Consider the following 12,114-nt stretch of genomic DNA (forward strand, 5'->3'; position numbering starts at 1 on the left):
GCGCTTTCCATGACAGGGTTGATACGAACTCGGCCCGACGCACTGACTGCTGGCCGCCGTCCCTGACAGAACAAGCTGCTTAGTGTCCCTTTACACAAGGCTGCTTCCTGAACAGAGTATAGGTCACCGCTTTGCACCGCGCCTGCCTTCGCGGAGTCAGAAATCACGGGTATAGAAAATATCCAGCGACGCGGCCAAGCCGCTGGCTGCTTCCAGGTAGAAGTAGCGCCCCAGATCGTAACGCAGTGCCACCGTCGATATCGGATCGAAGATGCCAACGCCATATCGAAGGCTCAGTTTGTCGGTGATATAGCCGCTGGCCACAACCGCAGCTTCCTCGCCGGAGCCCTCGGTTTCCAGAATGAATTCCTCAATGCCAATTTCCTCACCGATCTTCTGGGTCACCTTGCTGGCCTGGGTCAAACCAAGGGAAATAGCCGCCTGGCTGACCTGGCCTTGGTCCCCCTCCGAGCGCAAGGGGCGCCCGAGAATGACATAAGACAGAGCATCACCCTGAGACATGGACGGCTCGGAGAACACATCGGTCTGAGGCTCGGACACCGGACCGGATAATCGAATGCCCGCGACGACGGTATCCACTTTCCGGATCGCCTCTATGTCCAGATAGGGCTCCGCTAACGGACCGACAAACACCAGGCGGGCCCGACGCAGCTCAAGCTCCTGGCCATAGGCTTCGAAGGTGCCATGTGTCAATTGGAGTACACCCCGGGTATCGAGGTTATTGCCCAGCCGGAGGGTTCCCTCAAGGTCGCCCAACACCCCGAAACCGTCGAAGCTGACCTGGTCCTCCCCGACGGACACCATCACATCCATCAGGATCGAACGTACCACCGGCTCTTGCGCCGCCTCGCCGACGATCACTTCGTCCTCGGAGACCGCAACCGCCTGTTCCGGCAAACGACGGATTTTCACCGTCCCTCTGGGCACGGCCAGACTCCCGCTGACCTGGAGGGCGCCATTGGCGAACCGTACCGACAGATCCGGTTCCAGTTCCAAATCCGCATAGGGTTCATAGGTGATCGGCAAGCGCGAACCCCGAACATTCATGCTCACCGAGGGCTTATCGCCCCAATTCAGCTCACCATCCAGCTGCCCCTCACTTCGATCACTGCTTTTCCAACGCCCACTCACATCGGCGGATCGCCCTCGCAGTTCAAGACCCAGTGCCACATCTTCCAGCGGGATCGGCACCCGCTGGTCGATGAGCTGCCCCTGACTCAGCGCCACTTCGCCATAGACCTGTGGCGCTTGCAGCGGACCGGCAAGACGACCGCTGCCATCAAGCCGGCCACCGACAGACTCCAGATCAAGAAGCGGGCCCAGCAGGGTCAAATCGAGGCCCTGCAATTCAAACCGTCCGTCCATGGGATACCCCTCTTGGCTGGGGTCCAGCCTGACCTGACTGCTAAAGGTGCCAAGCTCTGGCCCGGCCAGATCAACCGCAATCGTTGCATCCGTCGGCGTTAATGTGAGCTGGGCAGACAGCTTCTCGTAGGCGATGGCGTGCCACTCATCCACTAGATAGACATCGAACGAGCCTCGCTCAGCCTGCAGGTTGATCAGACCGTTCGGGTCTTGATCCGGCAGCGACAACGACAAGCCACCGCTCAGTAGCGATTGCCACCGCAGGGTATCCGGCAACAACGGTGCCAGGGCAGAGGTCGGAAACTGGCTGAGCTGGTAGCGGATCTGTAGCTCGGGCATGAGCACCTGCTCGTCGGCACAGACCGTACTCTGCTTCCAGCGCCAGCAATGCCCCCCCAGGGTGAGGCGGTTATCGAGCTGATAGGCAATGGCCATGGGTCGCTGAAGTGCCCACCGTTGCTCTTGCTCGGGGAGTGCAAGCAGGCCCTCGGTCAGTTGCCCGAGCCAGCCATTGTGCCAACTGCCGGATGCCGCCAGTTGGGTGATCAGCTCCCGCTGCCGGGATTCCAGCGTCACCACATGCTCCTCGACGGTACCGGTCAGGGACAGCGCCACCCGGTCTATCGACTGGCCAGCGAAGGTCAACGTCCGTGCCTCAGCGCTGGCGTCCACCGATTCGCCCTTGGACAGGGTTGCCGCCAGCGTCAGGCTATCGAGGGTGGCCGAGTCCCCCCAGGCCAATCCGGAGCCCGTGGCCCGCAGTTCTCCGTCAAGCGCATCCGGGGCTCCGCTAACCCGGAGGCGTGCCGAAAGTTGCCCTGCCAGCTCAGGGAGCAAAGCGGCCGGATCAGGGAACGCCAGGCTCAATTGGCCGGACACCTGCTCCCCCCACTCGCCCTTCGCCTGGAGCTGGTTGGCACCGACGTTAAGGGTAGCGTCAGACACCGTCCAGCCCTCCCCTTGGCCGCTTACTGTCCCCCGGCTGCTGGCATCCTGCCCTTGCCAACGCCCGTCCAGCCGCCAAGCGGCCGCCAGCTGAAGACCGCCCTCATCCAGGCGACCGGTGCTGGTGACCTCCCCGTTGATCTGGGCCTGGAGCCAGGGCAGCCAGTACCCGGGATCAAACTGGTCCAGATTCAAACGACCGTCCCAGGCCATCGCCTCGGCATAGTCCACAGCCACCTCGCCTCTAGCCTTGCCGGCCCCCGTGGTCAGGATCAGACGATCCAGCCGCACCGATGCCAGATCGCCCACCGCGCGTCCTGTCAGCGACGCTTCGCCCATGGGCCCGGAAACGGCCGCCTCCAGGTCGGCCTGGTAGGCGCCGTTGTCATACCGGCCCTCAACCATCAGGGTTTCCAGCTTGACTGCAGCAGGCGCCAGGTCTGGCCACAGTGAGTACCAGGGGAATCGCTGCAGTTCCGCCTTGGCTTCGGCAACCAGGCCTTCCTGCCAGGAAAGATCACCATGCAATGCCCATTGCCCGGCAGCGGCGTCCGCGCTGGCCGGGGACTCGAGTGTGAGCCGCAGTTCGTTCACAGCGCTCGTGGTCAACAGGCCCTGGACGTCGGCTTGAACCGGTCCTTCAGTCCCTTCCAGGGTCGCCCGGCTGCGCGTGCGGAACCCCTGCGCCAGACTCCCCTGCAACGAGATGCTCCAGTCATGGAGCGTCAACGTCTCCGGCAGGGTATCCAGCGTCCGGAATCGCGGCGAGGTCAGCTTGAGCTGGGCCGGAAGGGTGGAATCCAGTGGCTTGACGGAACCCTGCAACTGGGCGGATAAATACCCCGCACTGGCACCGGTGACGCGCAACGCCTCGACGCTTCCGGCAAGTTCCAGGTCCACTCGCCATTCATCACCGTGCGGCGGCGGCAACTCAGCAACGACGCTCAGATTCAAGGGCCAGTCACCCCGCGTCTCCACCCGCCCCTGGGCCGACACGCTGATGTCGTCAAGCTGGTAGTGGAGATGATCGATGATCCAGGCTGAACCACTGGACGACGCCGCCAGCTTGGCGTTGGTCCACACCGTATTGCCGTTGAGCGCCAACGGCCCCAGATGGATGTCGCCGACCACCAAGGCAATTGGCAGTTCAAGAGCGGGGAGTTGAACCTGAGTTGATGGCTCAGTGCCGTTGTCGGGCTGAGTGTCGAGACGAATGCGTTCAGCCCGCAAGACATCGAGGCAGAGACGCTTCTGCAACAGGCAGCTTGGCGACCAGTCAACGAATGGCGCAACCAGCTCCAGCTCAACACCATAACCGCGCCAGCGGAGCCACTGGGCTTGCCATTGCCCCAGCAGGGTGCCCTGGTCGCCGCGAATCTCGAGCCCGGGCACCTGGCCGAGCACCCAACGGGTGCCCGGGTCGGAGCGCAGCGCCATAATCAGCGCGGTGACGACAAGGACCAGCAATACCACCACCAGCAGCAGGCTCCCGCCCAGCCATCGCAACCAGTGGACATGACGCTTCATAGTTCCGGCCCCATGGAGAAATGCACCCGCCATTCACCCCCGAACTCGGGATCCAGACCCTTGGCGATGTCGAAGCGAAGCGGGCCCACCGGGCTCACCCAGCGCACCCCCATGCCAACGCCATTGGCCAGGGGGTCGAATGGGTTATCGATGGCATTACCCCGATCATAGAACACGGCCGCACGCCAACGTTCAAACAGCTCATACTGGTATTCCAGACTGCCTACCAAAAGATAGCGCCCCCCCACCAGCGAGCCATCGCTGTCCTCGGGTGACAGGGTTTCATAGCCATACCCTCTTACACTCTGGTCGCCACCGGCAAAGAAACGCAGAGACGGCGGCACATCGTCAAAACTGTTGGTTGCCACGCCGCCGAACTGAAAGCGGCCAAGGAAACGGTGCTTGTCGGCCAGGGTGATCAACCCCTTGAGCAGAACGCTGACGTGGAGAATATCGGCATCCGACAGGGCGGCCCGGTGAGAGCCGGTCACGTCGAATTGAAGGCGATAACCTCGCGAGGGATCAAGGGCGGTATCCGCCCTTAACTTGGAGTAGCCGGCGCCTGGCAAAAACAGCGAACTGGTGGTGGACGGGTCGTCACCGATCCGAAACCGTTCGCCTTCCCAGCGCATGGACAGGATCTGCAGCCAGCCGTTGTCCAGTTCATGCTGCCATTGCTGGCCCAGCGTCAGCCGTTCCGATTCCACATCCTCGATGTGTTCACGCTGATAGCCGGCCGACAACCGAATCAAATCGGTCATCGGCGGATCCAGGGGCAGTTCGTACCAGGTGCTCAGGCTCTGGCGAGGCACCGACAACTCTGTTTCGGCGCCACGACGGTGGCCCATTTCATTGATCCAGTGCTCCCGCCAGGTGCCTCGAAAGCGCGGGCCCACGTCGGTTGAGAAGCCCACACCAGCCGACACCGAGCGGGGCTGCCTTATGGAGAGTCGAACCTTGACGGGAATGACAAAATCGTCCGCCTCCGCGGGATTGGCGTCCACCAGCACCTCACGGAAATAGCCGCTATTGGACAAATCCCCGTTCAGCGTCGCCACCTTGTCGGCATGGTACGGCTCCCCCGGCGAGATGGTGACAAACTGGCGTAACAGCGGCAGGCCAATTTCCGTATCCCCGGTAAAGCGGACCTCGCCCAGCCGGTAGCGCTCACCGCTGTCGAACGCCAGCTCCATATCCGCGACCCGCTGTTCGGGATCAACCGTCAGACGATGGCTGGAAAAGTCACCATCGAAATACCCCAGTCTCAGGGCTCGGTTGCGGATGGTCTGGCGCAGTGCGTCGTAATGCCCGTGATTGAGCACGTCACCCACCGCCGGTTTTTCCGGCAGCACCGGCAGGAAGGTCGGGTCATTCCGCGCCGGTCCGTTGATGGTGACGGAAACCGAACGAATATGCACCGGCGCACCAGGCGTTACCGTGAGGCGCACCTTGGGCAACTCGGTTGGCAGCATTTCCCACTCAATCGTGGGCTGGTAGTAACCGAGCGCACGCAATGCGTCGGTCACTTGCCGAACCGCGGTGGGCACGTATCGGCGCAGGCGCTGCTCACTGCGCCCTTCCACCTCGCCGATGAACGCCTCGGCATTGTCCTGCAGGCCGGGATAGTCGCCAAGCACCTTCACCTCCACCTGCTGGGCATACAGCACCGACCCTGACAGCCACAACGCGGCCGCAATCAGTACCCTAAACGTCCGTGTTCTCGCAGACATCAGGCGGTATAGCCGTTCAGCACCCCATGGTAGATGGCGAAGAAATGACAGGTGCTGCCGCCCACCACAAACAGGTGCCAGATCGCATGGTTATAGGGAATCGCCTTGATCAGATAGAACACCACACCCAGCGTGTAGGTAATGCCGCCTGCAACCACCAGCCACAGCCCCAGGCTGTTGACACTGTCTGCTAATTCGCGGGAGGCCACCACCACCAGCCAGCCCATCAGCAGGTAAATGGTGATCTGTAGGGGCTTGAAGCGGTGCCCGAAGACCAGCTTCAGCACGATGCCGGCAACCGCCAACCCCCAAATGATGGCGAACAGCGTCCAACCGATACCCCCGCGCATGTTGACCAACAAAAAGGGCGTATAGGTACCGGCGATCAGCAAAAAAATGGCGCAGTGATCCACCATCTTGAAGACCTTGCGTACCTCGTAGCGCCGGGCCGAATGGTACAGGGTGGAGGCCAGGAACAGCAGTGTCATACTGGTACCGTAGATGCTGAAGCTGACAATCTTCCAGACATCTTGCTTTTCCACCGCCAAGACCAGCAACACCACCATACCGGCCACGCTGGCCAGGGCCGCCACCCCGTGCGTTAGCTGGTTTAACCACTCCTCAACCTTCGGGTATGGCTCCAACGAAACCGACTGTGACACGCGCTGTCTCCCCAATGCTCAAATTGCCAGACCGAACTCCAGAATCCGGACCTGATCGCTCCTAAACTGTGAGTGTAACGCCTGCCGGTCCGCTTAAGAACCTTTGTCGGCCCCCCAGTGCGCGGCAATTGACCCGACTGCCCCGGGGCCTCGCCGATCATGCCAATGGCGAGGCCTGAGCCTGGTTACATGATCGAAAGACAGCGCCACAACAACAATTAAAGGAGTTACTCGATGAACCGAGATCCGATCGGCCTTGCCCTGTCTGCGATGAACAGACTGGCCGCCAGTACCTGGCTGGACCGTCTGGGCATGCGCAGTCCGGTGGAAAAGGTCGCGTATCAGGGCACCAAGGCCGGATTTCGAACCCTTGCGATGGCCTCCCGCGAGTACAAGCGCGTAAAGGGCTGGCTGCCCCGAAATCGACTTCCAAACCAGACCGCCCGCGATCTCTTCGATCTGAACCTGGATCAGGACCAGCAACTCATTGTCGATAGCGTTCGCCGACTGGCTCTGGAAGCGCTACGCCCCGTCGCGGCCAGCGCCGACGAAGCGTCGGCAATACCAGCCGACCTGTTTGAAGCAGCGGCGACCCTGGGTTTGCCGCTTTATGCCATCCCCGAGGAGTTTGGCGGCGTGGCACAAAGCCAGTCTCCGGTCAGCAGTGTGCTCATTGCAGAGCATCTGGCCTGGGGCGATATGGGTCTGGCCGCAGCACTGCTGGCGCCTTTCGGGTTCGCCCAGGCCGTCACCCAATGGGGAACCGGCGAGCAACAATCACGGTACCTGCCTGCGTTCTGCGAGGATCTACCGCCAATCGCCACCATTGCCGTTGATGAACCCACCCCCCTGTTCGACCCGACCACCCTGAAAACCACCGCCACCCGCACCAGCGATGGTTTCCGGCTGTCTGGCGTGAAAAACGGCGTGGTATTGGGGGATGTGAGCGAACTGATCCTGGTGGCGGCGCAGCTGGCGGGCAGCCCCCGGTTGTTTCTGGTTCCCGGGAACAGCAAGGGGCTACGAAAGCAAGCCGACCCGGGCATGGGCCTGCGGGCGGCCCAACTGACCCGCCTGGAGCTGGATAACGTCAGGGTTCCGGCAGACGCCCTGCTTGGCGATGACGACTTCGACTACCTGAGCTTCCTTGATCGTGGCAGCCTGATGCGGTGCGGCCTGGCCATCGGCTCGGCGCAAGCCATGCTGGACCACGTCATTCCTTACTGCAACGACCGCCAGGCCTTTGGCGAACCGATTAGCCATCGTCAATCGGTGGCGTTCATGATCAGCAACATGGCCATCGAGATCGACAGCATGCGCCTGATAACCTGGCGTGCCGCAAGTCGGGCCGAAACCGGCCTGGACTGGCACCGGGAGGCCTGTCTGGCACGTACCCTGTGCAATGAGAAAGCCATGGAGATCGGCACCAACGGCATCCAGTTGCTGGGCGGCCACGGCTTTGTGAAGGAGCACCCGGTGGAACGTTGGTACCGGGATCTGCGATCCACCTCCGTACACTTTGGCGGCGTCCACGCCTGAGGAGACCAACACTATGTACCTGGAAATTCCCCGTAAGTTTGGCCCCATCATCCACCAGGCCCAACAGGTCGCCCGTGAGGTCTTCCGTCCAATTTCCCGCAAGTACGACCGCGCCGAACACGCCTACCCCAAGGAGTTGGACATGTTCGCTCATGTGGTCGATGGCATGAACGCCGGCGCGGGCGAAGCCGGTGCTGCCGGTGCCGCCAAACTGTCCCGCTCCAGCAACGGCAACGGCGGCGGCAATCGGAACGGCACCAACATGAACACGGTCCTCAGCCTGACCGAGGTGTGTTGGGGCGACGTGGGACTGGCGCTGTCCATTCCCCGCCAGGGGCTGGGTAATTCCGCCATCGCGGCGGTGGCCAACGAAGAACAGCTGGCGCGCTTCGGCGACACCTGGACCGCCATGGCGATCACCGAGCCCTCTGCCGGCTCCGACAGCGCCGCGATTCGCACCACCGCCACCGAGGATGGCGACCATTATGTGATCAACGGCGAAAAGATTTTCGTCACGGCCGGCGATCGCGCGGATGCCGTCGTGGTATGGGCGAGCCTGGATCGAAGTCTGGGCCGGGCGGCCATCAAATCGTTCGTGGTGGAAAAAGGCACTCCAGGCATGACCGTGGAACGGCTGGAAAAGAAACTTGGTATCCGAGCCTCCGACACCGCCACCCTTCGTTTTGAGAATTGTCGGGTTCCCAAGGCCAACCTGTTGGGGGACCCCAGCGTCGATAAAGGCTTCGCTGGCGCCATGCAGACCTTTGACAACACCCGGCCGGTGGTAGCTGCCATGGCCATCGGGGTGGCGCGCGCAGCACTAGAAAAGACCAGGGAACTACTTGCCGGGGCCGGTCACAGGTTCCGCTACGCCGCCCAGCCCTGGAGCCTGCCGGCCATCGATCGTGAACTGCAGCTGTTGGAGGCGGAACTGGAAGCGGCTCGCCTGCTGACACTGCGAGCCGCCTGGATGGCCGATAACGGCGTGCCCAACTCCATGGAAGCGTCCATGGCGAAGGCCAAGGCCGGTCGCGTCGGCAACGCCATTACCCTGCGCTGCGTTGAGCTCTGTGGCAGTTTGGGATACAGCGAAACCGAGCTGCTGGAGAAGTGGGCCAGAGATTCGAAGATTCTTGACATCTTCGAGGGCACCCAACAAATTCAGCTACTTATCATCGCTCGCCGACTGCTAGACAAGTCGTCCAGCGAACTCAAATAGTCTAGTATAGGGAGCTTCCGAATAACCCCTCGCGTACTCTGCGGGCCCTGAAACGCGCCTTTGAGTTGTTGCGCCGCTTGCACTGGACGACAACCATTGCCCTTTCGGGCCCAGCAGGGCCAGACCGGCAACAAGGCCAGCCTGGCTCATGCCAAACCTCGCAGATGCCTGGACACTCGATGAAGGCGACCTCATGCTCACGATAAACAGGGAGAACCTGCGAACCAGCCATCAGCTCGTCTGGTTAGTCATTGATTTTTTGATGCTCGGTTTGCTAATCCTCAATCTGGGACTGATCATTTTCGACGCCATTTACGGGCTTAACGCCGTTCAGCAGCTGCTGGCCGAGCACGCCACCGGATTCAGGGACCTCTACCATCCGGTGCATGAAAACTTCTTGTTCTATGATCTGCTCTTCGTCGCAGTCTTTCTCACCGAGTTTTTTCTGCGTTGGGGCTACGCCATCCGTGCCCGGGTCTATGACCGCTGGTATTTCTATCCATTCATCCACTGGTACGACCTGGTGGGCTGCATCCCGGTCGGCAGTCTGCGTTTTCTCCGGGTGTTGCGGGTCATTTCCATTATCTATCGCCTGCACCAATACAAGATCATCGACATCACCCAATCCCGGATCTACCGTTTTTTCAGCTTTTACTACGAGGCATTCCTGGAAGAGCTGTCGGACCGGATCGTGATCAAGGTTCTGTCCGGGGTACAAAGCGAAGTTCAGCGTGGCTCTCCCCTGTTTGAGCGCATTCAGCACGATATCCTCTACCCTCGCAAGACCATGTTGACCGACTGGCTGTCCGGACGGATCGCCAAGGCGGCAAGCGAAGGCTACATGCCCAAACGGGGCGAACTGAGGGTCTATCTGGAGGAGCGGGTTGACGCCGCGCTGAAACAGAACCTGGAACTGTCCCGCTTGCGTTACCTGCCCGTGGTCGGGCCAACCATTCAGGAAACCCTGGAAGACGCCGTCGGTGACATTGTCGCCAACGTCATCCACCAGATCCTGGAGGACTTGGCCTCTACCGGCAATCATGCCTTCGTGGAGGACATTGTGGACGTGCTGTTGCCGGCGCCCGCCGCCACCGAGCCCCGCCACCAGCAGAGCGAGGCATTAATTTCACTCATCCACGACATCATCGAAGCCATCAAGAGCCAGGTCCGCGTCAAGCACTGGCGCGCTGACCTGAAAGCACAGAAGGATACTCCGTGACCGATACCCCCGTTGTTTATCGCCCCGCCCACGAGTTGCTCACCGACCTTCGGGCGGGCCGCCTGTCCAGTGTCGAGGTCACCCGCGCCTTCCTAGACCGGATCGCCGAGCGTAACGGCCAGATCAACGCCGTCATCCACCTGAACGAAGACGTCGCTCTGTCAGCCGCAGCAGCAGCCGATGAGCGGCTGAAATCCGGCGCGGCGCCCGGCCCCCTGCACGGCTTGCCGTTGACCATCAAGGACACCTGGGAAGTTGCAGCGATGACCTGCACCGCCGGCGCACCGGCCCTCAAACAGCACATCCCCCAACGCTCCGCTGACGTGGCGGAGCGACTGGCGGCCGCCGGGGCCATTGTGATCGGCAAGACCAACGTGCCGCTGTATGCCGCCGATATCCAGAGCTACAACAAGCTCTTCGGCGTTACCAACAACCCCTATGACGCCAAGCACACCCCCGGCGGCTCATCCGGCGGCGCGGCGGCGGCACTGGCCGCGGGCATGTCCCCGTTGGAAGTAGGCAGTGATCTGGCCGGCTCTATCCGCACCCCTGCCCATTTTTGCGGCGTCTTCGGACACAAGCCCAGCCGAGGCCTCGTCTCCCTGCGCGGGCACATTCCGGGGCCACCGGGCACCATGAGCCAGCCCGATCTGGCCGAAGGCGGTCCCATGGCCCGTACCGCAAAAGATCTGGAACTGCTGCTGGGTGTTATTGCCGGCCCCACTGCGGCCGACAGCCGTAGCTGGCAACTGGCCATGGAACCTGCTGACCTGACCGAATTGAGCGAGGCGCGGGTGGGCCTGTGGCTGAACGATCCTCAGTGTCCCATTAGCAAAGAGCTGAGCGAAGGTTACAAGGAACTGACTGGAAAACTGGAGCAGACCGGAGCCAAGGTGGCGCAAGCTCGCCATCCACTGCTGAGCCTGGACCGGATCATGCCAGTGTATTTCAACCTGCTCGGCAGCCTGCTGAGCACCTCGTTCAAACCGGGCCAACGCCAGCAGTTACTGTGGATCAGTCGTCTCGAAAAAGTATTGCGGCATGTGGTGCCGATGACCGTCGGCGTCGGTCAATATGGTCGCGGCGTCAATCAGCCCATCCATCAGTGGATTCAGTGGCACGAAACCCGGGAGAAGATGCGCGCCCAGATCGAATCCCTGTTCGAACACCACGACGTCCTGCTCACCCCGGTGACGCCGACCACCGCCATCCCCCACGACCTCAGCCAACCCCTATTCAAACGCCGGGTGACGGTCAATGACCAGCCCCGTTCCTATCTCGACCAGTTCTGCTGGATCGCCCTGGCCACCCTGCTCGGCCTGCCCGCCACCTCGGTGCCGGTGGGCCGCACCGCCAGCGGATTGCCCTATAACATTCAGGTGATCGGCGCGCCAGGCAAGGATCTAACCACGATCCGGTTTTCACAGCTGCTGGAAGAAAAGGGATTGGCAGGATTCAGAATGCCAGATGGGTTTTGACCCGACGTAGATCCTCCACACCGTAGGATGCCGGTGAACGAAGTGAACCGCATCAAACCCAGATCGCCGCGAATACCGGCGATGCGGTTCGGCGAGCCTCACCGGCATCCTACGCGTGCTCCCCCCCTGCAAAAACAGATAAAGCCGGTCACAGACCGGCTTTATCTAATGTGGTAGCGGGGAGCAGAAGCGACCAGCTTCTGCGGCACCAACCTTGCAGCACGCAGTGCGAAAAGAAAGTGGTGACACAAAAGCCCCCGCCAAAAGCAAGAAAGGCCAGTCATTGGAGGCTGTGTGAAAACAGTCTCCGAAGCTGGCAAAATAACCGCGACATGGTTCGCGGTTATTTTTATGAGGCACAAGGAAGGCACACCTCGCAGTCAGACGCTTCTGCTCCCCCCGAGCGTTG

General features: G+C 61.5%; 7 protein-coding genes. 4 read left to right on the forward strand and 3 right to left on the reverse strand.

From position 1 onward, the window contains the following. Positions 1 to 156: 156 nt before the first annotated feature. Genes N6L25_RS06415 through trhA form a run of 3 tightly spaced genes read right to left on the reverse strand, consistent with a single transcriptional unit; the run spans position 157 to position 6,250 of the window. Positions 157 to 3,858, reverse strand: coding sequence for a translocation/assembly module TamB domain-containing protein (locus tag N6L25_RS06415; RefSeq protein ID WP_271978933.1), 3,702 nt, complete (start codon positions 3,856 to 3,858; stop codon positions 157 to 159). After that, entirely contained in the window at positions 3,855 to 5,588 is a 1,734-nt protein-coding gene (locus N6L25_RS06420; protein WP_271978934.1) for an autotransporter assembly complex protein TamA, read from the reverse strand. Before N6L25_RS06420 ends, N6L25_RS06415 begins: the two co-directional genes overlap by 4 nt. Beyond that, positions 5,588 to 6,250, reverse strand: coding sequence for a PAQR family membrane homeostasis protein TrhA (trhA, locus tag N6L25_RS06425; RefSeq protein ID WP_271978935.1), 663 nt, complete (start codon positions 6,248 to 6,250; stop codon positions 5,588 to 5,590). Before trhA ends, N6L25_RS06420 begins: the two co-directional genes overlap by 1 nt. A gap of 234 nt (positions 6,251 to 6,484) precedes the next feature. On the opposite strand from trhA, the gene N6L25_RS06430 reads away from it, so the two are divergent. The 4 genes from N6L25_RS06430 (at position 6,485) to N6L25_RS06445 (ending at position 11,705) form a co-directional block, all read left to right on the forward strand. Continuing rightward, complete coding sequence (locus N6L25_RS06430) at positions 6,485 to 7,789, forward strand: acyl-CoA dehydrogenase family protein (RefSeq protein WP_271978936.1); 1,305 nt, start codon at positions 6,485 to 6,487, stop codon at positions 7,787 to 7,789. Between the two features lie 13 nt (positions 7,790 to 7,802). Then, on the forward strand, positions 7,803 to 9,008 hold the full coding sequence (locus N6L25_RS06435; protein WP_271978937.1) for an acyl-CoA dehydrogenase family protein: 1,206 nt from the start codon (positions 7,803 to 7,805) through the stop codon (positions 9,006 to 9,008). A 193-nt stretch (positions 9,009 to 9,201) separates the two neighbouring features. Further along, positions 9,202 to 10,227 carry a hypothetical protein gene (locus N6L25_RS06440; protein ID WP_271978938.1) on the forward strand — a complete coding sequence of 342 codons (1,026 nt, stop codon included), beginning with the start codon at positions 9,202 to 9,204 and terminating at the stop codon, positions 10,225 to 10,227. Next, positions 10,224 to 11,705, forward strand: a complete 1,482-nt coding sequence (locus N6L25_RS06445) for an amidase (RefSeq protein WP_271978939.1) — start codon at positions 10,224 to 10,226, stop codon at positions 11,703 to 11,705. The genes N6L25_RS06440 and N6L25_RS06445 overlap by 4 nt, the downstream gene beginning before the upstream one ends. The last annotated feature ends 409 nt before the right edge of the window (positions 11,706 to 12,114 follow it).

The sequence above is a fragment of the Marinobacter sp. SS21 genome, assembly GCF_028369065.1.
Taxonomy (GTDB): Bacteria; Pseudomonadota; Gammaproteobacteria; order Pseudomonadales; family Oleiphilaceae; genus Marinobacter.

Bases quoted from the DNA above. Each gene is read 5' to 3' on its own strand.
- N6L25_RS06415 (WP_271978933.1), bottom strand. From the start codon at position 3,858: ATGAAGCGTCATGTCCACTGGTTGCGATGGCTGGGCGGGAGCCTGCTG.
- N6L25_RS06440 (WP_271978938.1), top strand. From the start codon at position 9,202: ATGCTCACGATAAACAGGGAGAACCTGCGAACCAGCCATCAGCTCGTC.
- N6L25_RS06435 (WP_271978937.1), top strand. From the start codon at position 7,803: ATGTACCTGGAAATTCCCCGTAAGTTTGGCCCCATCATCCACCAGGCC.
- N6L25_RS06420 (WP_271978934.1), bottom strand. From the start codon at position 5,588: ATGTCTGCGAGAACACGGACGTTTAGGGTACTGATTGCGGCCGCGTTG.
- N6L25_RS06430 (WP_271978936.1), top strand. From the start codon at position 6,485: ATGAACCGAGATCCGATCGGCCTTGCCCTGTCTGCGATGAACAGACTG.